The following is a 23,379-nucleotide window of genomic DNA, read 5'->3' as shown; positions in this document are numbered from 1 at the left end:
AAGGTTTCCTAGTTCTAGAATCAGGAGAAACTTCTCATCTCGCTTTTTATTTGCACGGGTTGAGAGACTCGAACTCCCGACACCTGGTTTTGGAGACCAGTGCTCTACCAACTGAGCTAAACCCGTAAATATAAGTCAAGGCATTCCGCCAAAACGGAACACCTTTACTCTATATTTATAAACTTTTTTTAGTCTAAAATCTCAGTTACCTGCCCAGCACCAACTGTTCTTCCTCCTTCACGTATTGCGAAACGAAGACCAACATTCATTGCGATAGGTTGAATTAACTCAACATGAATTGTTAAGTTATCTCCAGGCATTACCATTTCAACTCCATCAGGAAGCGCGATGTTTCCTGTTACGTCAGTTGTACGTACGTAAAACTGTGGACGGTAGTTATTATGGAATGGTGTATGACGTCCTCCTTCTTCTTTTTTAAGGATATAAACCTCAGCTTTAAACTTAGCATGAGGAGTTACAGAACCTGGCTTACAAATTACCATACCTCTTGAGATTTGAGATTTTTCAATACCTCTTAATAAGATACCTGCATTATCACCAGCTTCTCCTCTATCTAATATTTGACGGAACATTTCAATTCCTGTAATTGTAGATGTTAACTTTTCAGCTCCCATTCCAATAATTTCAACAGGATCTCCTGTATTAGCAATACCAGTTTCTATACGACCAGTTGCAACAGTACCACGACCAGTAATTGAGAATACATCTTCAATTGGCATTAAGAAATCTTTATCAACTTCTCTTTTTGGCTCTTCGATCCAAGCATCAACAGCTTCCATTAATTCCATCACTGTATCAACCCATTTTTGCTCTCCATTAAGAGCACCTAAAGCAGAACCAGCAATTACAGGTCCATTATCACCATCATATTCATAGAATGATAATAAATCTCTGATTTCCATGTCAACTAATTCAAGTAATTCTTCATCATCAACCATATCCACTTTGTTCATGAATACAACGATACGAGGAATTCCTACTTGACGTCCTAATAAGATATGCTCACGAGTTTGTGGCATAGGACCATCTGTAGCAGCAACCACTAATATAGCTCCATCCATTTGCGCAGCACCAGTCACCATGTTCTTTACGTAATCCGCGTGACCTGGACAGTCAACGTGAGCGTAATGACGATTTGCTGTTGCATATTCTACGTGTGAAGTATTAATTGTAATACCTCTTTCTTTTTCTTCTGGAGCATTATCAATTTGATCAAATGATCTTGCTTCTGATAAACCTGCATCAGCTAATACTTTAGTAATAGCAGCAGTTAAAGTTGTTTTACCGTGATCTACGTGTCCAATTGTACCAATATTTAAATGTGGTTTTGAACGATCGAAAGTTGCCTTTGCCATGTTTAATTTATTTTAATCTAGTTTATATTAAGTATTCAAATTTATTAATGTTTGCTTTAAAAAGAGCCAATGACGGGATTTGAACCCGTGGCCTCTTCCTTACCAAGGAAACGCTCTACCCCTGAGCTACACCGGCTTAAAAAAGAGCGGGAGACCAGGTTCGAACTGGCGACATTCAGCTTGGAAGGCTGACGCTCTACCAACTGAGCTACTCCCGCAATATTTTAAAATCCTAAAATTTATAAATTTTCATTCTTTAAATTCACCTCGTTTTACAAAGCAGATTTAAAAAAAGTGGGGAGAGCAGGATTCGAACCTGCGAAGTTAAAAAACAACAGAGTTACAGTCTGTCCTCGTTGGCCGCTTGAGTATCTCCCCAATTTATAAATATTTTCACTCTATTAAAGAACTTGAGCCGATGGAGGGACTCGAACCCACGACCTGCTGATTACAAATCAGCTGCTCTAGCCAGCTGAGCTACATCGGCTTTTTTCTTACTTTTTTAGCAATAAAAAAAGCCCGCTATTTCTAACGGACTGCAAATGTAAATATTTATTTATTTATTCAAAACATTTTTTGAATAATTTTATTATAAATATGCTCTTAATTTTTCTTTACGCTTTTTTAACTGTCTTTCTAATGATGCAACAGCCATATCTGTACCTTCTTCAAAAGTTTTACATTGCTTTTTAACTACAAAACTATCTCCGGGAACACTTACTCGTGCTTCAAATATTTTATTTTCTTTATCACTAGTGTTTTCTAACTTTAAATAAACATCAGATTTTATAACTTTATCATAATAAACATCTAATTTATCCATTCTCTTTTGAATAAAGTCTATCAATTTTTGATCTGCATTAAAGTTGACTGATTGTGTGTTTACTTTCATACTTTTTCTAATTAGGTGGTTAAACAATATTTGTTTTTACTTCTTACTTCTTGGGTGTGCATTTAAATACACCTTTTTTAATTCTGCAATACTATTATGTGTATAAACTTGTGTTGCAGCTAAACTAGAATGCCCAAGTAATTCTTTTACAGCATTTAAATCTGCACCTTGATTAAGCAAATGAGTTGCAAATGAGTGCCTTAATATATGCGGACTCTTTTTTACTTTAGAAGATGCTAAACTAAAATACTGATTAATTATTCGGTAAACAAGTGTTTCGTAAATTTTAACTCCTTTTTTGGTTAAAAATAAATAATCATTATTCTGAATAATCTCTAGTTCACTTCTTACTTTTAGATAGTTACTTATCGTTTGTATTACAGATTGTAATAACGGTACAAACCGTTCTTTATTTCTTTTTCCTAGTACTTTTAATGTTTTATTAGCAATATCCAGATCTTGTAATTTAAGTTCTACTAATTCTATTCTTCTAATCCCTGTTGAATAAAACAGCTCAATTATTAATTTATCGCGAATACCCTCAAAATCATTTTCAAAATTTAGCTCATCTAGAACTATAGCTATTTCTGTTTCAGAAAAAGGGATTTGTATTTTCTTACTTGTTTTTAATGCTTTATGCTTGACTAATGGATTATTTTGAATAGTGCCTGTCTTGAGCAAAAATTTATAGTAAGAATTTAAGGCTGAAATTTTTCTGTTTATCGTTCGGTTTGAGATGTCGCTCTCTACCATAGAGACAATCCAACTTCTAAGTTGAGAATAGTTTGCTTGTTCTATTCCTTTTTGATCAAATTGTGCTGTATTAAATATTAAGAAATCATTCAAATCATTTTCATAGGCTTTTACAGTAAGCTTAGAATAATTTTTCTCTAATAAGAGATATTCAATAAATGATTTAAAAGGCATGCTTTTGAGTAAATAGTTAAAAGCTAAAAGTACAAAGTTAAATTGGAAGCAAAAAAAAACCTGCTCGTTTAAAAAAAGGAACAGGCATTTTAATTATTTATTTTAAAAAATATTAGATATTTTCTAAATCTCTTAAACGCTGAATGTATTGCGCTTTCTGTATTTGTGCTCTTCGAGCTATTGAAGGCTTAGTGTATTGCTTACGTTCTTGCAACTGATTTTTAATCGTTGTTTTAACAAACTTACGCTTGTAACGCTTTAATGCTCTATCTATATTTTCTCCTTCTTTTACTGGAATTATTAACATCGTGTCTTAACCTCCTCTCTTTTAGAATTTTCAGGATGCAAATATAAAACGAAATTTAAATTCTTAAAATAAAAATAAACATTTTTTATTTCGCAAAAAGGATTGAGCAATTGTTGGAGCTCTTTATGTTTGTGGTTGAAGTTCTTGAAACTACAATAAATAAAAGCGACTTGCGAAAGCCTGGTGCTACGAGCTAAAGCATCGTAGCATTTGCCCAAAACTTAATCTTTAAACAAAGAGGCTCGTCGGCTTAAATCTTCAATAAGTTGCTCGTCTTCTTCACTTTCTAACAAAATATTGTAGTTTTTCCAAAAAGCTTTATCGTAAGGTTTTGAAGCAAAAATATCTGGATCCCATTCTGACATAAGAGCGTCTTGAGTTTGGGCTTTATCTAGTATAATTTCTGAGAATAAAATTTCTTGAATGGTATAGTAATACCGTTCTTCTTTGTTATAGCGTTCTTCTTCCTCTTTACTTATTTTTCCCGTTGGTTTTAATCCGACATTTACCAATTTAGGGGTTTCGTAATAGATATAATTAGGATACATTTTGTCTTGATACTCGATATAAGTCATAATTAATTTATGATTGACCTGTGTATCAAAAAGTCTTTTGCTTCTTACTTTTTGCGCATCTGAAGCTGCTATAAGTTCGTATTCTATTTTCTTAATGGCATAATTATCGTAATAAATGTACAACCAACCATTGGCAACAAAGCCTTCGTTAAATATTCCCTTGGTGTCTAATCCTACAAAATCTTTACTTCCTTCAATTTTTATCTTGTATAACTTGCGTTCATTATCTACCAGAATGGTATCTAATTCAAACTGATGTTTATCTAAAATATCGTCGCCAAAAAGTGCTTTCGCATTCTTTACATTTCGCAATACATTAAGTTTACCTTGAAATAGATTTTGGAGTCCGTTTACTCTAGTGTCATTCCATCTAATCGCCTTTACAAGTTGAGCTTTACTTACCGATCTTCGGTTAATATCTTTAGGTTTTAGTTTATATCTTGATTTTTGATTTTTATAGGCCGCATAAGAAAAAATACTATCGACATCACGTAAATCGTAACTCTTTCTAACTTGATCGACATTTATTTTTAGATAGTCTGAACTGTTTGAAGTATAGCCAGAATCGTAAACCGTTATAGCACTTTCAATAAGCCATTTAAACTCTTGCTTATTACGCTCTTTATGTCTGAGAAATCCTTTTTGAATGTATGAAGAATCAGGAAGATTACGATCTAACCTTTCGATGGCTTTTAAAACAATATCGTTCCCTGTTTTTGGTCTTGTTTCTGCAATAAGCACCACTTCTTCTAATGACGCTACTTCTTCTTTTAAATAAATTTCTTGAGTATTGTCGATTTCACTTATTGGTGTTTTATATGTAGAGTAACCTATAGAAGACACAATAAGCGTGTCATTTTCATGTTCTTTTGGGACTTGAAGCACAAAATTTCCATCAATATTAGTTACTGTACCAATAGTTGTATTTTTAATATATACACTAGCACTAGCGATTGGAAATGCATCTAAAGTATCAATAACTTTATTTTTAATTTCAGTTTGCGAATAGCCTATGACTCCTAAAAAGAAAATACTGAATACTAGAAGTTGTTTTAGTTTTTGAAATGCCATATTTTAATTTTTACTTAGCAGCTGGTTTGTATTCCTTCTTATCGATTACCATTTTAGAAAATTGCTTTACAATTTTCGCTAAAACGTTAATCCTTACTTAGCAGCTGGTTTGTACTCCTTCTTATCGATTACCATTTTAGAAAATTGCTTTACAATTTTCGCTAAAACGCTAATCCTTATTTAGCAGCTGGTTTGTATTCCTTCTTATCGATTACCATTTTAGAAAATTGCTTTACAATTTTCGCTAAAACGTTAATCCTTACTTAGCAGCTGGTTTGTACTCCTTCTTATCGATTACCATTTTAGCGATAATCTCACGAAGGATTTCACTAGTGCCACCACCTATTGGTCCTAGTCTGCTATCTCGCAAAAGTCGTGCCATTGGGTAATCTTCCATATAACCATAGCCTCCTAAGAACTGTAAACAACCATAAGCAACCTCATCTGCCATTTTGGTTGAACGCAATTTTGAAATTGTCGCTTCTTTCACAACATACTCGCCTTTATTCAATCTGTAAGCTACTGAATAATTATATTCACGACACATTTCCATATCTGCGTAAAGATCTACAAACTTATGGCGTAAAGCTTGAAACTTATTAATCGTTTGACCAAACGCGATACGCTCACTCATATACTGTTGTGCATACTCTAAAGCATAGTCAGCTCTAGCATGAGCGTTAATTCCCATAATTAAACGTTCTAAAGCAAAATGTTGCATGATATAAGGAAAGCCTTTACCTTCTTCTCCCATTAAGTTCCCAACAGGAATGGTCACATTATCGAAAGCGATTTCAGCTGTATCACTAGCACGCCAACCTAATTTATCAAGTTTGGTTGCAGAAATTCCAGGTGTATCTCTATCCATAATAAAAATACTAATGCCTTTATTTCCAAGTTCTGGATTTGTTTTTGCTGCAACGACTAAGTAGTCGCTATACACGCCATTAGTTATAAAGGTTTTAGAACCATTAATAACATAATTATCACCTTGCTTAACAGCAGTTGTGCGCATTCCAGCAACATCTGAACCTCCAAAGGGTTCTGTGATGCACAAGCATCCTATTTTTTCACCTGTAATGCTTGGTGTTAAATATTTTTGTTTGATTTCGTGGTTACCTTCTTTATTAACATGCGTCATAGCCAAATAAGCATGTGCCCACATATTTGCTGCAAAACCACCAGAATTAACTTTTTGTAGTTCTTCTAAAAATATGACTGTATAAAACAAATCTAAATCTAATCCACCATATTCTTCTGGATAAGCTAATCCGAAGAAGCCCATTTCACCAAATTTCTCCCAAATGAAACGTTCGACAGTTCCAGTTTTCTCCCATTTATCGATATGAGGAACCACTTCCTTTTTTAAGAAATCTTGTAGGCTTTGTCTAAATAATTGATGCTCTTCTGTGAAGTACATACTGTTCATAATGCTTAGAGTTTTATTCGAGTGTCAAATATAATTTAATTATCTCAATTTTATGAATAGGAAAGTCTTTTACTTTTTTTAATTCATCTAAGGATTTGAATTGTTCTATTAGTGTTCTATGTTCAATGATATGATGTGCTATTTCATAATCAATATATGATATGCTTACCAACTCATCTCGTGACGCTGTATTTAGATTAATTTTATTTATCTTTTTTGGCGTTTTAACTGTAAATTCTTTATGGATTCGTTCAATTACTTCAGAAGATAAACCGTACACTTCTTGCAATTGCACATCTGCAATAAAACCTTGCACTTTGTTTCTGTATTTTATGATGCGTTTTGAATATGCCTCACCAATTCCATAAATATTTTGTAATTGTGATGCCGTTGCTAGATTTAAATCTATTTTTTGTTCGAAAGTTTTTGGCGTATCTGAGTACGATTTGGTGGTATAGACTAAACCTTTTTTGGGTTTAGGGTTAGTCACCCAATCAGGAAACTTAAAGTAAGGTGATATTTTACTTAATAAAGCATCTGAAACTTTAGTGACTTGCTGGAATTGTTTTGTAGAATTAATCCATTGATTTTGTTTTCTATAATCTAATAATCGATCTATTTCTTCATTTGTCATTCCTAGAGTATAGCCTTTATAATCTGTAATAAAATTGGGATTAAAAGGATATATTTTTGGTTGTCGCTTTTCAATTTCAACCAGACGTAAAGAATCCATTTCTTTATAAAACAAAGCAAGTTCTTTTGGATTGATAGGAATTTCTTCTGAAGAAAAATCAACAAAAAAATAAGCACATTGCAGACTAATGATAACTGTCAATAATAGAAAAATCCCATTTCGCTGTTTAATAGTAAACGTAAAATGGGATTTTAATGCACTCATCGTATAGAATATATTCGATGAATATACAAAATATTTTTTATTCTTTACTGCCTCTTATTGCAGCAACATATTTAGACATTTCTTCTCTCACTTTAGGGAATAAGAAGAATAGTCCAATCATATTAGGGAAAACTAATGCCAATATCATAGCATCAGAAAACTTAATAACAGCGTCTAAGGTAGCAGCAGCACCAACGACAATAAAAAATAAGAATAAAATTTTATAAACTGTATCAGCCATTTTTCCTTTTCCAAATAAATATTTCCATGATTGTAAGCCATAATAAGACCAAGATATCATTGTAGAAAAAGCAAATAACACAATAGCGATAGTTAATATGTAAGAGAATCCTGGGATGACTGAATCAAAAGCCATAGAGGTTAAATCTACACCTCCAATAGAGCTTCCATCAGCATTTAATAATACACTACTTGAAGATTCTCCTGCAGCACCATATTGAAATACACTTTGCATATTAGTCCCATCGATATTAAAAAAGATGATCACTAGTGCAGTCATTGTACAAATAACTACAGTATCAATAAATGGCTCTAACAAGGCAACGACACCTTCTGATGCTGGATATTTAGTTTTAACTGCTGAATGCGCAATAGCTGCAGAACCAGCTCCTGCTTCATTAGAAAAAGCAGCACGTTGAAATCCTACAATAAGGACACCAACTAAACCACCTAGTCCAGCCATTGGAGTAAAGGCACCTTCGAATATTAATCCGAATGCATCTCCAATATAACTAATGTTTGCAAAAATTATTATTAAAGCTGCAAGCACATAAATTCCAGCCATAAAAGGCACGATTTTTTCAGTAATACTAGCGATTCTTTTAATTCCTCCAATAATAACAATACCAACTAAAATAGCTAAGATAATTCCTATTACAAATCCCATTGAGCCTCCTTCTAAACCAAATAAAGAGGTGATTTGTACTGTTGCTTGATTAGATTGAAAAGCATTACCACCTCCAAATGATGCACCAACACATAGTATCGCAAAAACAACAGCGAGTACTTTACCGATTCCTACAAAACCTCTTTCTTTTAATCCTTTTGACAGATAATACATTGGTCCTCCATAAACGGTTCCATCTTCACCAACATCTCTGTATTTTACACCTAAGGTACACTCCACAAATTTTGTTGACATACCTATAAGTCCACAAACAATCATCCAAAATGTTGCGCCAGGTCCACCAAGTGCTATAGCTACCGCAACACCTGCAATATTACCTAACCCAACCGTTCCAGAAACAGCTGTTGCTAAGGCTTGGAAGTGAGACACTTCACCTTCTTTACTTTCATCTCTAATAGTATCTCTAATATCTCCATCAATGGCTAATTCTGAATCTCCAGAAGAATGACCACCTTCAATTTCGTCGTACTTACCTCTAACTGTATTAATTGCCAACTTGAATTTTGTAATGCCTGGAACACTGAAATAAACAGTAAAAAAAGTAGCTCCTAATACTAATAGTATTACAACAAAAGGAATGTTATACTCACCTATTGGCACTGTAGTTAAAATAAACCCTTCCCACCATTCTGCTATTGGCATAAAGGCGTCGTTTATTTTTTCGTCTAAACCTTTCTCTTGAGCAAAGGTTACTACTGGTAAGATTAAAGTAAAAATTGAAAGAAGATATTTCTTCATGATATTATTATAGTTAGTTAAAGTTTTGCTTAAAGCTAGCAAGATGCTAAAAAAAAATGATTTTTTAAAGCATCTGTTGTTAAAATAAAGGAATTAGTGCAAGTTATAAACTGTATTTAGCTCTTGAATTTGCTCTGGTCTTCCAAGAACAATTACTTTAGCACCAGCTTCTAATTTCTGTTCTGCTTCGGGATTAACAATGTAATCGCCTTTACCATCTTTATAACCAATCACTGAACATCCTGATTTTCTTCTTAAGTCTAAGTCTTTTATGGTTTTTATACTTTGGTTTGTATTATAGAGCTTATCTACGGCAATTTCTTCAATATTAATATTTGATTTTCCAACAATAGCTAAGTTATCAATAAACTCTATTAAATCTGGCACAACAACAAGTGACGCCATATGATCTCCTCCAATTTTATCTGGAAGAATAACGTTATTTGCGCCAGCTAGTTTTAATTTTTTATAAGAAGTTTCTTGAGAGGCTCTACTAATAATTTTCATTTCTTTATTAATCTGTCTAGCAGATAATACTACAAATAAATTATCTGCATCATTTGGCAATGCTGAAATTAAAGTTGTAGCGCGATCTATTCCAGCCAAACCCAACACGTCATCTTCATTCGCATTCCCATGAACAAATGGAACCAAATCACTTTCAAACTTATCGATAATATCTTTATCTCTTTCTATAACAACAAAAGGTTTATTGTGAGCAATTAGTTTTGTTGCTGCCTGTTTTCCATTTCTTCCATAACCACAGATAATGATATGGTTACTTAGAGCTTCAATCTTTTTTTGCATTTTCTTTTGTTTTAATTCTTCCAAATTACTTTTACTTAAAATATATTCTGTAATGACAGATAAGGCATAACCAACAACAACGACACTAGTTAAAATTAGAAATATCGTAAACAATTTAGCCGTTGGATCTAAAGGATGTACTTCACCATAACCTACAGTAGTAATCGTTATCACTGTCATATACAGTGCGTCAATCCATGAATAGTCTGACATCATTTTAAAGCCTACAACGCCTATTAACAATAAAACTATCAAAAGGCCTATTGCTGTATATATTTTGTTTCTAAAAAACTTAATCATTGGGCTAATTGTAAATTACAAGTCAAAAACTGAGCTGCGTTTTGTATATATTTTATCTTTTATTCTCATCCAAAATGCGAGAAACAAGTATAGCGCAAAACCAAAACCTAAAGTTACAAAAGTCACATAAATAAAAGAAGTTCTTACCACTTTTGCACGCATTCCTAATCGATCTGCAATACGCTGACATACATAATATCCATGCTTTTGGAAATACAAGAGTATTTTATAAAAAATATTCATGCTTGCAATTTAGCTATTTAATAATGTATTCCCAATAGCACATTGTAAACATTTGTTTTTATTACAATATTCTGTTTTAAGCTGAAGCAGTGCTTGGCTATTCAATGCAGTTTTAGAAACCAAACCCAACTGATTATATTTTGCTACAATGTTATTTTTTTCTGATGCTATTTGCTGGATTAATGCCCATGAAAAATCTTCAATAGGTTTTCCTTGATGTTTTATATAACTAAACTGTAGAGGCATTATGGTGTTAATAATGAGTAAATCTACAAACGATTTTGTGATTTGTTTTTTAGAATATTTAGAGGCTTTGTTAAAAGTATAATGAGTTTCCCAATAAGCAGATGCAGCTACATTAAATATGACATATAATTCATCTACAGTTTTTACTTTTATGATTTTGGAAAACAAATTGGATTGTTGATGATACAATATTGCAAGTTGTGACAGGCGTATTGTTGGAAAATTAGTTGGACGTAATCTAAAAAACTGTAAAGGCACCACAGATGAATTTGTTAAAGAAAACTTTTGTTTTAAATACAGATATTCTCTTTGAAGCTTTTTATAATAGGCATCTTCAACATTGGCCTGTAACAATTCAGCTTGTCCAAAAAACAAAGCTTCTAAACTTAACAGCTTAGGTTGTATTTTTTGTAAAATTTTAAAATCGAATGAGTTTGCGATACTTAAAAAGGCATCGCTATTCACTTTAAGTCCGAAATTCTTAGCCAGCATTTTAAAAAGTACAGCTTCCCAATTATTTTTAGACGCTTTAAGTAAGTCTTCAACCTCAAGGTATTTTCTTTCTAGACGTTCAAAATATAAGCGTTCCAACCAATTATTTATAATAAAATCATGAACTCCTTTAATATCATTTTCACAATTAATCCACTTTTGTTGTTTACTAAATAGTTTTTGGTAATTCTGTAAGGCCTTTTTATTTATATTGTTTTGCAATTCTAATGTAGGAATAGAGGTATTATCTTTTCTAAAGACCTCAGAATCATGCTGCCAGACCACATGCAGTATAACATTATCATAATTTTTGTCTTGCTCATGATGATGCAAATACCAATCGCTAGACTTTAAATGAATTTCAACATTTCCAGCCCAAAGCTGTTCGTCTATATACAATTGCGCATTAAAAAAATCAGGTCCAGAATTGTGGTTATGTTCACCAACAGAAACAATTCGAACAAGTTCTTTATTTGTAGTGAATAACCTTCTTAAATCAATTTTTTTATACTTCCAAATGTAATGTAGAAAATTTTCTCTCATAAGACGAAAATAAAATAAAAATTGATAAAACAATAATAAACTTATAACTTAGACCACTCTGTACTAAACCATTACGAGTTTTTAGAATGTAATTGCATTATTGTTTAAACCATCAAAAGATGAAATACAACGCCTTTATTTCTTATAGTCATACACAAGATTCAGACCTAGCTCCGCATTTAGAAACAGCATTAGAAAAGTTTGCAAAACCATTATTTAAGCTACGCGCACTTCATGTATTTCGAGACGCCAATGATTTGTCTGCTTCTCCAGATTTATGGGGAAAGATAGAAGAAGGGCTTCATCATTCTGAGTATTTTATCTTTTTGGCCTCACCTAAAGCGGCACAATCAAGATGGTGTAAAAAGGAAGTCGAATTTTGGAAAGCCAATAAAAACATCAATAATTTTTTAGTCGTTCTTACTGATGGAGAACTCGCTTGGGATGAATCTACTTCGGATTTTGATTGGAATAAAACCACTGCTATACCAGATAACCTCTCTGGTGTTTTTAAGAATGAACCTCTCTATGTTGATTTCCGGAATCATAATAATGCTGAGTTAGGGTTAGAGTATCCCGATTTCAAAACTAAAACTGTACTTTTAGCCGCGACCATTCATGGAAGATCTGTTGGCGACATGATGGGTGAAAATATGAAGCAACATAAAAAAACGCTTCGTATTCGTAATGGTGCTATTGCTGTATTATCCGCACTACTTATAACTGTAGGAGCTGCTGGGTTTTATGCGAACGAACAGAAGAAAGAGGCAATAGAACAAACCATTGAAGCCAAGCGACAAAAAAAGGAAGCTCTACATCATGCTAATCGTGCTCTTGCTAAAAGTTATTTATCAGATTCTAAAGCTAATCTTTCAATAGATCCAACATTATCAGTAAAATTAGCAGTAATGGCTTATACATTTGCTAAATCAGATTCAATGAATTTAGAATCTTATGAAGATCAGTTGATAACGGCTTTTAATGGTACCAGTCATTTTTATGTTTCACATGATAATTTTGAATTGAAAAAGGACACTACTTTCATGAAACCTATACTTCATGAATTTAAAGATGTTAAAATTTCTTATAGTAATGAAGGTGACCTACTAATTGAAAATGAAAGTAAAAAAATCACCATTAAAAGAGACCAACGACCTCCTAATGAATATAGTTTGTCTTCTAATGGAAAATTCATAATTGAAAAACTAGACAGAGTCCCGATTGGCAATTATCGTGAACAAAACATTATCAATATTTACAAATTAAATGGAAAGCTTTTAGCTACAGGATCAACTTTTTTTCCTAACACAACAGAAATTCGATTTAATAAAAATGGAAACAAATTTATAATAAGTGGTTATGGAGCTCAAGAAACGACTATAGGGTTTTATAATGATTTATATGACACTTATGAAGCAAAAGTAATCACAAATAAATCTAATATAACCGCTTTACAAATTTCTCCTGATGGTCAAATGGCAGCTATAGGTTCTTCTAATGGTGAGATTGAATTATATCAATTGTATGATAGTTTTTTTGACATACAAGATCGCTGGATTTTAAATGGTCATAAATCTGAAGCTATTAACCTACTTGCCTTTGATTCATTAGGTCAAACCTTATATAGCCAAAGTAACTCTTTTAAACGCAAATGGTTAACTAACACGAATAAGTCTTATATTCAAATGGATGAATACCCTACTGTATACAACACCTCATTTGGACTCGGAGCAACTCGTTTTAATGAAGGTCATATATGGTTTACAGGTCAGAACGACACTATAGAATTTCATCGTGTTGTTGATAATGATATAGAAGACGTATATGCTATATTTAACAATGTTAAAGATCAATTTAATAATACTAAAGACGCATCAGAGGAAAATACATCAGCTAACAATCGATATATTGCAACAAGCAATGGATTATTTAATTCTAAAACAGAACGTTTAATCACGTATGATTTTCCCGCAAATCCAGATCGAATAGACTTGCTTGTAACTGCATTTAGCAATGACTCAAAATATTTGTTTGCTTCAAAGTATATATACCTCTTAGATCCTGAATTAATTCTAAAGCGAATAAATGATAGCTCAAAATTTGGAACCCTTGATCCTTTCACAAAAGAAGAAAAAGAAAAATATATGATACCTGATGATTATTAATTAAGATAATTAATCACTATTTCACAACCACACGAATCGATTCATAACCATGATAGGTATAAAGAGCAAGAAAATAATTTCCAGACGCTAATGCTGAAGCATCCCAAGGTATTGTATGTTCTCCTGCTACTCTTCGACCTTCAACAAGCGTTTGAACACGTTGACCTTGCATGTTATAGACGCTGATTTCACAATAAGTGTTATTGATTAAATTTAAATGTATTTGTGCATGTTCATCAACAACATTAGAGCCTAGAATAGTGATTTCATGACCTTTTGGACTGACAATCTCAAATTCATCTACACTTAATAAAGATGGATCTACATATTTATAAACATTTACTCCTGAGGTGTACATTAGTGTATCATTAACGCGTTGAAATCGGTTAAAGCTAGAACCAATTGTTGGTTGGTATTCCCAAGTAGCACCTCCATCTAATGTTTCATAAAACAATAAACCAAAACCACCAACCCAACCAATATCTTCATTTAAAAAGCCTATGCCTTGCATGGTTCCTGAATCGTTATCTGTAATTACAGTTTCAAGATTCCAAGTTTGTCCTCCATCAATAGATTTAAAATACTGTGGTGTTGGTTCAAATTCTTCTACAGATGCATATATAATATCTTCACTAATCATTTGAAGTTTCCATGCACGTTGGTTGTTATGCGCACCTATTGCTAATTGCGACCATGTCTCGCCTCCATTGGTCGTGCCCACAATTATTGATTTTAAACCAGTACCTTGAGCACTCTGCCCTACAGCAAAACCTATATTTTCATCTTTAAAAAATATATCTACCAAGCCATTACACAAGCTTCCCATATCTATATAACTCCATGAATTTCCTTGATTTACAGACTTTATTATATAAGCATTCCCATAAAACACACCTGTAACAAATATGGTGTTTTCATTTACAGCATGCATTCCACAAATACCAACAACATCTACTGGAAAATTTGAAGAAATGTCTTCCCAATTTGCACCTCCATCTGTTGTTCTTAAAAGTGTTGCTGCAGGATTACCATTTGCCAAAGTACCTGCATAACCAATCTGATCATCATAAAATTCTACACTTCTAAAATAACGATCTGAATTATAATACTGCTGTGTCCAATTTTCGCCACCATCAATTGTTTTTAATATTTGTCCGCCACCATCTACTACCCAACCAATGTCTGGATCTACAAATTGCATGTCTTCAAAACGCCAGCCAAGTGTGTTTACATTTAAAGTTTGCCATTCTTGGGCTAGTCCAAATTGTGAAAAAAAACTAAACACTACAATTATTAAGACAAGATATTTTTTAATGAACTTCATGTGATAAAAATTTGAGATGAACTCCAAAAATACTGTCTTATAAAACTTTGAAATTGTAAAAAAACGAAACTTTTTAGCTCACTCGTAAATTTAAAATATCACCATTTGGATTAATAGATTTCAAGAACTTGCTAGGATTAAGTCCTGTAAACTGTTTAAAATCTTTTATAAAATGTGATTGATCATAATAGTTGTGTTCCAAGGCTAATTGTGTTAAAGACTGATGCTTATTTATTTTCATCTGCTCAATTACGGTATTAATACGAATGGTACGTATAAACAATTTAGGAGAAATGCCGATTTCATTTTTAAAACGCTGTTCTAAACGTCGAATACCAATTCCCAAACCTTGAACCTTTAATTGACTAGCGTCAATACTCAAGCTTGAGAAGGTCTGTTCTAAACTTTTATTATTTGAGTCACCTACATAAGACGATAAATACTGTTCTATACATTTCATCTTTTCATTGATGCGCTTTGAGATATAAATTTGCTCTTGTAATTCGAGCATATTTGGCAACTCTAATTGACACAAACTTAAGCAGCTATCTGTAAGATAATGCATATCCACCTTCCAAACTTTATTAGCCACCCAAGGATGAAATTTTACACCAAAGACATCTAGATTATGTTCTGGTAAGGATAAATTAATATATTTTTTTATTTGCCCAAAAACGTGAAACTGACTTGTTTTTTTGTTTTCCGACACATTTGGGAAATCGCATTGCCATGGATTTCCAGTATGGAATACCCAATCGACATAGGCATCTGGAACAAATCTGTAAGTCGCATCAGCGATGTCATTTTCAGACGATTTTAAAGTCCAGAAATACGCAATAAGATGCGCAAATTCTTTTGAAGGAGGATATTTTTTAAATAGCATGTTTGAATTCTATGCTTCTAATTTAAAAAAACTAGCACTAACATTCAGGCTTTTAGCAGTTTATATTTTTTACTGTCTGATTTTAGACAAATAAAAAACCCAAGCAATAAGCTTGGGTTTTAGTTTTATAAAATCCTTTAAGCATTATAGCCTTAATCGATATAACCCATTTTTCGCATCCAATCGTCGTTAAACATTTTACCTACATAACGACTACCATGATCGTGAAATAAAACAACAACAACATCATCTTTTGTGAAGTGTTCTTTTAATTGTAAAACGCCTTTAATTGCAGAACCTGCAGAATTCCCTAAAAACATTGCTTCTTCTTTAGCTAAGCGTTGTGTATATACGCAAGCGTCTTTGTCGGTAACTTTAGTAAAGCCATCGATAATATCGAAATCTACATTCTTTGGTAAAATATCTTCACCTATTCCTTCTGTAACATAAGGGTAGATTTCTTTTTCATCGAAAATACCAGTTTCATGGTATTTTTTAAAGACAGAACCATACGTATCAACTCCCCAAATTTTAATATTCGGATTTTGTTCTTTTAAATATTTACCGACACCAGAAATAGTACCTCCTGTGCCAACACCAACTACAAAATGCGTGATTTTCCCTTCGGTTTGTTTCCAAATTTCTGGACCAGTACTTTCATAATGTGCTCTAGCATTACTTGGATTATCATATTGATTCACATACCAAGAATTTGGTGTTTCTTCGCCCAAACGCTTTGACACAGAATAATATGAACGAGGATCGTCTGGTTCTACAGCTGTTGGACATACAATGACTTCTGCACCAACGGCACGCATGATATCTACTTTTTCTTTACTCTGCTTGTCTGCCATTACAAAAATACATTTATACCCTTTTACAATTGCTGCAAGTGCTAAACCCATTCCTGTATTTCCTGAAGTCCCTTCTATGATTGTTCCTCCTGGTTTTAGTCGTCCATCGGCTTCTGCATCTTCAATCATTTTTAAAGCCATTCTGTCTTTTACAGAGTTGCCTGGATTGAACGTTTCGTATTTAGCAAGTACTAAACAAGGTAAATCTGCAGTTAGTTTATTAAGCTTCACTAATGGTGTATTCCCAATAGTTTCAAGCATATTTTTAGCGTAGTCCATTTTGTTTTTTTTACAACTGCAAATTTAAGGCAAAAGTTAAAAGCGGAAAGAGAAAAGGCAGTTTTATTTTATGGATTAAATTTTAGTGCAATTATTAAACGATAACACTTGCATTGTTTTAACAACTCAATTTGCGTTAGCGATTGCAGTGGCATCCTTTTTTATACTGAATTGTGTAAAAAAGATATAACGAAAAGCGCGACGTTTATTGGCTGAGTGCAACGAAAGCGAATAAAGGAAACGCCCGAACTAAAAATCATTCAAAACGAATGGCTTTGACTGGCGAAATTTTGGTGATGATGTACGACGGAATTAATAACATGAGCAAACATAGGATAAAGGTGCCAATATTGAGCGCGAGAATGTAGCCTAAATTAATATCGATTGGGACTTCACTAACGTGATAAACGGATGGATCTAGTGGGAAAAGCTTGAAATATTTCTGAGTTAAGAGTAATAAAAATCCGATGAGATTTCCCCAAAACAAGCCAATTAAAATGATATAACTGGCATTGTATAAAAACACTTTTCTTATGCTCCAATTGTTGCTTCCGAGTGCTTTAAATATTCCTATCATTTTGGTGCGCTCGAGTATTAAAACTAATAAAGCCGTAATCATGTTTATGCCTGCTACCAAAATCATTATGCTTATTAATCCGTAAATATTTTTATCGAAAATACTAATCCATTCAAAAATAGAACTGTGTTTTTGCTCTACTGTTACAGTCTGCAGAAGCGAGGGTGTATTTTGAAAGACCGCTTTAAATTTCGCATCTAATTGATTGTAGTCATCTAGTAAAACTTCAAAATGCCCAACTTGATTTGCGTCCCATTTATTGAGGTGTTGTATGTGTTTAATATCTCCTATCACATAAGTTTCATCAAATTCCTTAAGACCAGAGTTATAGATTCCAACTATAGTAAAACGTCTAGGAGTTGGTGGTTTATTAGGATCGTCTTTTCTAAAAAAAGTAGTGAATTTATCACCAAGTTTAAATTGCATTTTATTTGCAAGCTCCTGAGAGATTAATACATCTTGGTTTCTGTCTTTACTGAAATCTGGCAAGCGTCCTTCGACAAGAAATTCTTTAAAATAATTCCAATCGTAATCGCCTCCAACACCTTTAACAATAATAGCTTCAAAATCGGTTTCGGTTCTAATAATCCCAAACTTTGAAGCCACAGCTTGTACATTTTTAATACCATCTACGGATTTGAAATTGGGATAAAAATCTTGTTGAGTAGAAATTGGTTTTCCGCTTTCTTGAGAATTATTACTTTCAAAATTAGAAATAATAATATGGCCATTAAACGCAGATACTTTATCTCTAATTTTTTGTTGCAAGCCAATTCCTGTTGCAATGGTTATCATCATAACAATAATACCAATAGCAATGGCTGCAATTCCAATTTTTATTATTGGTGCTGAAACGCTACTTTTATACGCTTTACTATCAATAATGCGTTTAGCTATAAAAAACTCAAAATTCAAACTAGATGATACGATTTAATGTTTTCAAAAATACAGTTTTATTATTTGTTTTGGTATTAATTTCTTGTGCTTCTAAAACAAAAGATAAATTAGCAGAAACTAATGAGACTCTAAATCCAATTCAGGATGAAACGATACTTTTTAAAGAAAACGAATTAGTTATTGGTGCCAACCGAACAGAAATTTATTTACCACTACTTAACGAAAAACGTGTTGGTATTGTTGCGAATCAAACCTCTGTAATTTTTAAAGCTGAAAATAAATACGTGCATCTTGTAGATTCGTTATTAGCATTAAAAGTGGATGTAAAAAAAGTATTTGCCCCAGAGCATGGTTTTAGAGGTAAAGCTGATGCTGGTGAATTTATAAATGATAGTATAGACAAGCAAACAGGTTTACCTATAGTATCGTTTTATGGCAAAAACAAAAAACCTTCTAAAGCGCAACTTGAAGGTTTAGATGTTCTTATTTTTGATATTCAAGATGTTGGCGTGCGTTTTTATACCTACATCTCCTCTTTGCATTATATTATGGAAGCCTGTGCTGAACAAAATATTTCATTAATTATTTTAGATCGACCAAATCCTAATGGACATTATATAGATGGTCCTATTCTTGAGCCAGAACATAAAAGTTTTATTGGTATGCATCCTATTCCTGTGGTGCATGGCATGACAATTGGTGAGTTTGCTCAAATGATTAATGGCGAAAAATGGTTAGAAAATGGTGTGCAATGTGATATTAGCATCATTCAAATGAAGAACTACACTCATAAAACTGTATATCATTTACCCATAAAACCTTCACCTAATTTGCCTAATGATAAAGCCATTAATTTATATCCAAGTTTATGCTTTTTTGAAGGCACAAATGTTAGTGCTGGTCGTGGTACTGAAAAACAATTTCAAATTTATGGTTCACCTTTTTTACCTGAAACAGGTTTTAGTTTTACACCTCAACCCAATGAAGGCTCAAAATACCCTAAGCACGATGGGAAGGTTTGTCATGGCTATGACTTAAGTCAAACAGAAGAAAGATTAATCGATTTAAACTTATCTTTCTTAATTGATGCCTATTCGAAAACTGAGGATAAGGCTGATTTCTTTATTCCTTTTTTTACCAAGCTTGCTGGAACTGAAACCTTACAAAATCAAATTGAAAATAACTTCACTATAACACAAATAAAAGCCTCATGGACAACAGGTCTTGAGGCTTATAATAACATGCGAAAAGCATACTTAATTTATGAATAAAAACTAGTTATAGGGCTGACCATTAGGTCTTAAGTTATTTCGTCTATATTCTGCACGAGATTGTACAACATATCGACCTCCTCTTCTCGTAGAAAGGTTATATGATTTATATTCTGTAGTATCTAACCTTGGTTCTTTTGTTTCGACAAGTCGAGAGGCCTTAGTTGTTAAATCACTAGTCGGTTGCTCTTTTACAGCTTTAGGTCGTCTAGACTCTACAAAAGACTTTGAAACAGGTTGATGAGATGCAATTGCACTTTTATTTTTTGGCTTAACTGCCTTTTTGAGACGTTTCTTTTTTTCTGGTTCTGGTAATTTAACTTCAGCAACAGCATTAGCCTCTTCAATAATTGGTGCTTCCTTATTGATTTCTGCTACAGAGGTCGCTTTTTCAATTATAGGCTCGTCTTTAATAATTTCTGGTGCTACATCAGCAATAACATCGTCTTGAAATGTTGGGATTGGTAATAGTCTAGAAATTCTAAAAATAATCGTCTTTTGATATTGATAAATATCATCACTTCTTTCGATTTGAAATCCTGCTATGGTATATTCTCCAACAGGAACTGACGCTAGAGGAATAAACGCTTCGCTTTTTGAGCCTTCAATCATGAATACTTTAGATTCATTATTGCCCATAAACTCAACTTTAAACAGTTTATAATTACTCTTTAAATGAAGTGTATCTCCAGCAGCGTTTAAATCATGATGCAAACTTCTTCCATCGGGATGAATATTTTTTGCAATTGTAGAATAAACAGTATTTTGAGCAAATACTGAGTAGGTCAACATAACTAGTAGTAGGTTTACTATAGTTAATGTAAAGTTTTTATTTACGTAGATTTGTTTCATTATTTAACTGAAATTTGTTAGTGCTATCAATCAAATTCTTGTCAAATATTGTTTTAATTAAGACCAATGTGGTAAAGAAATCTCGAAATAATAAGAAAACTCGTTGAATTCTCTAATATTTTAGTTGAACTGTTATTTTCCTGAAATCGTCATTGCTAGTTTTACTAAAAACACTGAAAAATAATTAGTTATCAAACAATTAAGCCATATAATAGGAATATTCAAGCTTTGATATTGAAACTTTATCAAGTTGATAAGGCTGCCTGTTTTCCTTTAAGAATATCTAATAAAACATCTGGATAATCGGTAATAATGGCATCAACTTTAAAATTAATCATATCACTCATTTCAGAAGCCGAATTAACTGTCCAAGGTATAACCTCGCAATCTGCTTTTTGGTATTGCAAAACGGTTGTTTGGTCTAATAACTTATAGTATGGACTTATAATTTCTGGTTTATAACTAAGCTTTTTTACTTTTTCTGAAATGCTTTCATCTTCATCTATCAAAATTGCAACTTTCATTTGTGGCGCTTGTTGCTTCACCTGTTCAAGAATTCTTAAATCAAAAGACTGCAAATTACATCTACTAAATACATCATAAGTATTAATTGTTTCAAGTACTAAACGAACAAATTCTTTGGGATGAGGCGTAAACACATCATCATACTTTGGTTTCGCTTTAATCTCAATATTAAATTTAATATGATTACTTAAGTGTTTTGTTCTTAAAAAAACATCTTCTAATGAAGGTTTAAACGCGCTTATTTTTTTCTGGTTAGGATATCTTTTATGAAATTTCATTCCACAATCAAAGGCTTTAATTTCTTCATAAGTCATTTGATATAAGTTATAGGCTTTGTCCTTTTTTTTAGGAATAGTATTGCCTTCAGCATCTAAACAAATTGTTCGACTCAAATAAGGTTCATGAGACACAATGACTTTTTTATCTTTAGAGATCACCACATCTAACTCCAAAGTCTGTACACCTAAGTCAATAGCTTTTTCAAAAGCTTGAAGTGTATTTTCAGGCATAAGCCCTCGACAACCTCTATGTCCTTGAACCTCTATGCCTTTTGGGTTAGTACACTTCATTTACTGTAATTTGAAAAGTAAGCCAGAACCTATTTATTCTTTTGGAATAATCGTTGGTTTTCTATATTTCTGAAAGGGTTGTTGTAACAAATTAGTTATGCTGCTATTCTCTGCCTCATCAGGAAAAACATCTACGCCATAGACCAATTCATCTCGATTTAATGTCATAAACGTTCCAAAAAGTCGATCCCAAACTGAAAAAATATTGCCAAAATTTGAATCTGTATAAGGCAACACATAATGATGATGCACTTTATGCATATCTGGCGAAACCAATATATAACTTAAAGCATGATCTACTTTTTTAGGCAATTTTATATTTGCATGAGTAAATTGAGTAGATATTAAGGATAATGATTGATACAGCATCACAATGGCTATTGGAGTTCCCACAACAAAAACACCAAACAAAGTAAAAGAAAATCGGATGATGCTTTCTAGAGGATGATGTCTATTTGCAGTAGTCGTATCGACTTTATGATCTGTATGATGCACCAAATGAATCATCCAAAGAGGCTTAACCTTATGCTCTACATAATGTGCTAAATAAGCACCAAAAAAATCTAATAATAAAACACCAAGAAGCACATATAACCACAAAGGCATTTCTGGCAACCAATTAATGATTCCAAAATCATTTACTTTTACCCAGTCTGCAGAGTTTAATAATAAGAAAGCCAATCCGAAATTGATAAGCACTGTGGTGAGTGTAAAAAACAAATTAGGAACGGCATGTTTCCATTTTTTATAGGTAAACTTATACAGAGGCAATACTCCTTCTAAAAGCCAAAAAAATGTAATTCCACCAACTAGGATAAGACTTCGATGCAAAGACGGAATAGTTTCAAAATAGTTAATTAGGTTTTCCAAGATTCAGAATTTTTCTAAATATAATAAATTGAAGCATTAGATTTTTATTCTTCGCTTCATTTCTTCAACGATATTAAAAGCGGCTGGACAAATAGCGACGTTCTTTAGTGTTAGATTAGATATTTGTTGAAACTTTTTTCGGTCTGTATGCGGAAACTCGCGACAAGCTTTTGGTCTCACTTCATAAATAGAACAATAATTATCTGCACCTAAAAAAGTACAAGGCACACTTTGTAATACATAATCGTGTTCTTCGTCTACTCTTAAAAACTGCTCAATAAATTGTTGTGGTTTTTGCTTAAAATGCTTTGAAATGCGCTCGATATCTTTATCGGTAAATAATGGACCAGTAGTTTTACAGCAATTCGCACAGGTTAAACAATCTGTACGCTCGAATTCTTCTTCATGCAAGTCTTGCATCGTATAATCTAAATTCTTTGGTGTCTTCTTTTTTAGCTTAGTAAAAAAGGTTTTGTTTTCCTTATGCTTATCTTTGGCGAGCTTTGGAAGCTCATTTAGAAATTCTTCCATAACACAAAAG

21 protein-coding genes and 5 tRNA genes are annotated in these 23,379 nt (G+C 32.7%); 2 read left to right on the top strand and 24 right to left on the bottom strand.

Annotated elements, in window-relative coordinates:
• Positions 1 to 53: 53 nt before the first annotated feature.
• The 16 genes from ACFS5M_RS10770 to ACFS5M_RS10695 form a co-directional block, all read right to left on the bottom strand.
• Positions 54 to 126, bottom strand: a tRNA-Trp gene (locus tag ACFS5M_RS10770).
• A 62-nt stretch (positions 127 to 188) separates the two neighbouring features.
• Entirely contained in the window at positions 189 to 1,376 is a 1,188-nt protein-coding gene (gene tuf / locus ACFS5M_RS10765) for an elongation factor Tu (protein ID WP_183488728.1), read from the bottom strand.
• 64 nt (positions 1,377 to 1,440) lie between these two features.
• Positions 1,441 to 1,512 (bottom strand) — tRNA-Thr (locus ACFS5M_RS10760).
• Positions 1,513 to 1,521: 9 nt separating this feature from the next.
• A tRNA-Gly gene (locus ACFS5M_RS10755) sits at positions 1,522 to 1,594 on the bottom strand.
• Between the two features lie 77 nt (positions 1,595 to 1,671).
• Positions 1,672 to 1,754: transfer RNA gene (locus tag ACFS5M_RS10750), tRNA-Tyr, on the bottom strand.
• A gap of 35 nt (positions 1,755 to 1,789) precedes the next feature.
• Positions 1,790 to 1,863: transfer RNA gene (locus ACFS5M_RS10745), tRNA-Thr, on the bottom strand.
• Between the two features lie 102 nt (positions 1,864 to 1,965).
• Positions 1,966 to 2,268 carry a ribosome hibernation-promoting factor, HPF/YfiA family gene (gene hpf, locus ACFS5M_RS10740; RefSeq protein WP_183488730.1) on the bottom strand — a complete coding sequence of 101 codons (303 nt, stop codon included), beginning with the start codon at positions 2,266 to 2,268 and terminating at the stop codon, positions 1,966 to 1,968.
• A 36-nt stretch (positions 2,269 to 2,304) separates the two neighbouring features.
• Complete coding sequence (locus ACFS5M_RS10735) at positions 2,305 to 3,195, bottom strand: tyrosine-type recombinase/integrase (protein WP_183488732.1); 891 nt, start codon at positions 3,193 to 3,195, stop codon at positions 2,305 to 2,307.
• A 112-nt stretch (positions 3,196 to 3,307) separates the two neighbouring features.
• Positions 3,308 to 3,502, bottom strand: a complete 195-nt coding sequence (gene rpsU / locus ACFS5M_RS10730) for a 30S ribosomal protein S21 (protein WP_183488734.1) — start codon at positions 3,500 to 3,502, stop codon at positions 3,308 to 3,310.
• A 221-nt stretch (positions 3,503 to 3,723) separates the two neighbouring features.
• Positions 3,724 to 5,148, bottom strand: a complete 1,425-nt coding sequence (locus tag ACFS5M_RS10725) for a carboxypeptidase-like regulatory domain-containing protein (RefSeq protein WP_183488737.1) — start codon at positions 5,146 to 5,148, stop codon at positions 3,724 to 3,726.
• A gap of 259 nt (positions 5,149 to 5,407) precedes the next feature.
• Positions 5,408 to 6,577 carry an acyl-CoA dehydrogenase family protein gene (locus ACFS5M_RS10720; RefSeq protein ID WP_183488740.1) on the bottom strand — a complete coding sequence of 390 codons (1,170 nt, stop codon included), beginning with the start codon at positions 6,575 to 6,577 and terminating at the stop codon, positions 5,408 to 5,410.
• A 13-nt stretch (positions 6,578 to 6,590) separates the two neighbouring features.
• Positions 6,591 to 7,475 carry a ComEA family DNA-binding protein gene (locus tag ACFS5M_RS10715; RefSeq protein WP_183488743.1) on the bottom strand — a complete coding sequence of 295 codons (885 nt, stop codon included), beginning with the start codon at positions 7,473 to 7,475 and terminating at the stop codon, positions 6,591 to 6,593.
• 37 nt (positions 7,476 to 7,512) lie between these two features.
• Positions 7,513 to 9,141: an alanine/glycine:cation symporter family protein gene (locus tag ACFS5M_RS10710; protein ID WP_183488746.1), complete on the bottom strand. Its 1,629-nt coding sequence runs from the start codon at positions 9,139 to 9,141 to the stop codon at positions 7,513 to 7,515.
• Between the two features lie 93 nt (positions 9,142 to 9,234).
• Entirely contained in the window at positions 9,235 to 10,248 is a 1,014-nt protein-coding gene (locus ACFS5M_RS10705) for a potassium channel family protein (protein WP_183488749.1), read from the bottom strand.
• Positions 10,249 to 10,263: 15 nt separating this feature from the next.
• Positions 10,264 to 10,491 carry a PspC domain-containing protein gene (locus ACFS5M_RS10700; protein WP_183488752.1) on the bottom strand — a complete coding sequence of 76 codons (228 nt, stop codon included), beginning with the start codon at positions 10,489 to 10,491 and terminating at the stop codon, positions 10,264 to 10,266.
• 9 nt (positions 10,492 to 10,500) lie between these two features.
• Positions 10,501 to 11,772: a DUF2851 family protein gene (locus ACFS5M_RS10695; protein WP_183488755.1), complete on the bottom strand. Its 1,272-nt coding sequence runs from the start codon at positions 11,770 to 11,772 to the stop codon at positions 10,501 to 10,503.
• A gap of 119 nt (positions 11,773 to 11,891) precedes the next feature.
• Between ACFS5M_RS10695 and ACFS5M_RS10690 the strand changes: the two genes are divergently transcribed.
• Positions 11,892 to 13,937 (top strand): TIR domain-containing protein, encoded by a 2,046-nt coding sequence (locus ACFS5M_RS10690; RefSeq protein ID WP_183488758.1) that lies wholly within the window; start codon positions 11,892 to 11,894, stop codon positions 13,935 to 13,937.
• A 16-nt stretch (positions 13,938 to 13,953) separates the two neighbouring features.
• Here the strand turns inward: ACFS5M_RS10690 and ACFS5M_RS10685 are convergent, their stop codons facing one another.
• The 4 genes from ACFS5M_RS10685 to ACFS5M_RS10670 all read right to left on the bottom strand — a co-directional run bounded on the left by ACFS5M_RS10685 (position 13,954) and on the right by ACFS5M_RS10670 (position 18,769).
• A complete protein-coding gene (locus ACFS5M_RS10685; protein WP_183488761.1) occupies positions 13,954 to 15,261 on the bottom strand; it encodes a YCF48-related protein in 1,308 nt (435 codons plus the stop codon).
• Between the two features lie 73 nt (positions 15,262 to 15,334).
• Complete coding sequence (locus ACFS5M_RS10680) at positions 15,335 to 16,144, bottom strand: AraC family transcriptional regulator (protein ID WP_183488764.1); 810 nt, start codon at positions 16,142 to 16,144, stop codon at positions 15,335 to 15,337.
• Positions 16,145 to 16,296: 152 nt separating this feature from the next.
• Positions 16,297 to 17,277 carry a PLP-dependent cysteine synthase family protein gene (locus tag ACFS5M_RS10675; RefSeq protein ID WP_183488767.1) on the bottom strand — a complete coding sequence of 327 codons (981 nt, stop codon included), beginning with the start codon at positions 17,275 to 17,277 and terminating at the stop codon, positions 16,297 to 16,299.
• Positions 17,278 to 17,533: 256 nt separating this feature from the next.
• The gene (locus tag ACFS5M_RS10670) at positions 17,534 to 18,769 is read right to left on the bottom strand and encodes an ABC transporter permease (protein WP_183488770.1); all 1,236 of its coding nucleotides are present in this window, start codon (positions 18,767 to 18,769) and stop codon (positions 17,534 to 17,536) included.
• A gap of 5 nt (positions 18,770 to 18,774) precedes the next feature.
• Between ACFS5M_RS10670 and ACFS5M_RS10665 the strand changes: the two genes are divergently transcribed.
• Entirely contained in the window at positions 18,775 to 20,022 is a 1,248-nt protein-coding gene (locus ACFS5M_RS10665; protein WP_183488773.1) for an exo-beta-N-acetylmuramidase NamZ family protein, read from the top strand.
• 3 nt (positions 20,023 to 20,025) lie between these two features.
• Here ACFS5M_RS10665 and ACFS5M_RS10660 read toward each other — a convergent pair whose 3' ends face one another.
• From ACFS5M_RS10660 to ACFS5M_RS10645, 4 genes are all read right to left on the bottom strand, one after another.
• On the bottom strand, positions 20,026 to 20,874 hold the full coding sequence (locus ACFS5M_RS10660; protein ID WP_183488776.1) for a hypothetical protein: 849 nt from the start codon (positions 20,872 to 20,874) through the stop codon (positions 20,026 to 20,028).
• A 245-nt stretch (positions 20,875 to 21,119) separates the two neighbouring features.
• A complete protein-coding gene (locus tag ACFS5M_RS10655) occupies positions 21,120 to 21,968 on the bottom strand; it encodes a glycerophosphodiester phosphodiesterase family protein (RefSeq protein WP_183488779.1) in 849 nt (282 codons plus the stop codon).
• 33 nt (positions 21,969 to 22,001) lie between these two features.
• Positions 22,002 to 22,838, bottom strand: coding sequence for a sterol desaturase family protein (locus ACFS5M_RS10650; RefSeq protein WP_183488782.1), 837 nt, complete (start codon positions 22,836 to 22,838; stop codon positions 22,002 to 22,004).
• A gap of 36 nt (positions 22,839 to 22,874) precedes the next feature.
• Positions 22,875 to 23,369 (bottom strand): YkgJ family cysteine cluster protein, encoded by a 495-nt coding sequence (locus ACFS5M_RS10645; protein WP_183488785.1) that lies wholly within the window; start codon positions 23,367 to 23,369, stop codon positions 22,875 to 22,877.
• Positions 23,370 to 23,379: the final 10 nt, after the last annotated feature.

The sequence above is a fragment of the Lacinutrix iliipiscaria genome (assembly GCF_042686125.1).
GTDB classification, from domain to species: Bacteria; Bacteroidota; Bacteroidia; order Flavobacteriales; family Flavobacteriaceae; genus Oceanihabitans; species Oceanihabitans iliipiscarium.
Note: the sequence above shows the minus strand (reverse complement) of the source record. Positions and strands in the feature narration are given on the sequence as shown.

Excerpts from the sequence above, each read along its gene's own strand:
- tuf (WP_183488728.1), bottom strand. The coding sequence starts at position 1,376 with ATGGCAAAGGCAACTTTCGATCGTTCAAAACCACATTTAAATATTGGT.
- hpf (WP_183488730.1), bottom strand. The coding sequence starts at position 2,268 with ATGAAAGTAAACACACAATCAGTCAACTTTAATGCAGATCAAAAATTG.
- ACFS5M_RS10735 (WP_183488732.1), bottom strand. The coding sequence starts at position 3,195 with ATGCCTTTTAAATCATTTATTGAATATCTCTTATTAGAGAAAAATTAT.
- rpsU (WP_183488734.1), bottom strand. The coding sequence starts at position 3,502 with ATGTTAATAATTCCAGTAAAAGAAGGAGAAAATATAGATAGAGCATTA.
- ACFS5M_RS10725 (WP_183488737.1), bottom strand. The coding sequence starts at position 5,148 with ATGGCATTTCAAAAACTAAAACAACTTCTAGTATTCAGTATTTTCTTT.
- ACFS5M_RS10720 (WP_183488740.1), bottom strand. The coding sequence starts at position 6,577 with ATGAACAGTATGTACTTCACAGAAGAGCATCAATTATTTAGACAAAGC.
- ACFS5M_RS10715 (WP_183488743.1), bottom strand. The coding sequence starts at position 7,475 with ATGAGTGCATTAAAATCCCATTTTACGTTTACTATTAAACAGCGAAAT.
- ACFS5M_RS10710 (WP_183488746.1), bottom strand. The coding sequence starts at position 9,141 with ATGAAGAAATATCTTCTTTCAATTTTTACTTTAATCTTACCAGTAGTA.
- ACFS5M_RS10705 (WP_183488749.1), bottom strand. The coding sequence starts at position 10,248 with ATGATTAAGTTTTTTAGAAACAAAATATATACAGCAATAGGCCTTTTG.
- ACFS5M_RS10700 (WP_183488752.1), bottom strand. The coding sequence starts at position 10,491 with ATGAATATTTTTTATAAAATACTCTTGTATTTCCAAAAGCATGGATAT.
- ACFS5M_RS10695 (WP_183488755.1), bottom strand. The coding sequence starts at position 11,772 with ATGAGAGAAAATTTTCTACATTACATTTGGAAGTATAAAAAAATTGAT.
- ACFS5M_RS10690 (WP_183488758.1), top strand. The coding sequence starts at position 11,892 with ATGAAATACAACGCCTTTATTTCTTATAGTCATACACAAGATTCAGAC.
- ACFS5M_RS10685 (WP_183488761.1), bottom strand. The coding sequence starts at position 15,261 with ATGAAGTTCATTAAAAAATATCTTGTCTTAATAATTGTAGTGTTTAGT.
- ACFS5M_RS10680 (WP_183488764.1), bottom strand. The coding sequence starts at position 16,144 with ATGCTATTTAAAAAATATCCTCCTTCAAAAGAATTTGCGCATCTTATT.
- ACFS5M_RS10675 (WP_183488767.1), bottom strand. The coding sequence starts at position 17,277 with ATGGACTACGCTAAAAATATGCTTGAAACTATTGGGAATACACCATTA.
- ACFS5M_RS10665 (WP_183488773.1), top strand. The coding sequence starts at position 18,775 with ATGATACGATTTAATGTTTTCAAAAATACAGTTTTATTATTTGTTTTG.
- ACFS5M_RS10660 (WP_183488776.1), bottom strand. The coding sequence starts at position 20,874 with ATGAAACAAATCTACGTAAATAAAAACTTTACATTAACTATAGTAAAC.
- ACFS5M_RS10655 (WP_183488779.1), bottom strand. The coding sequence starts at position 21,968 with ATGAAGTGTACTAACCCAAAAGGCATAGAGGTTCAAGGACATAGAGGT.
- ACFS5M_RS10645 (WP_183488785.1), bottom strand. The coding sequence starts at position 23,369 with ATGGAAGAATTTCTAAATGAGCTTCCAAAGCTCGCCAAAGATAAGCAT.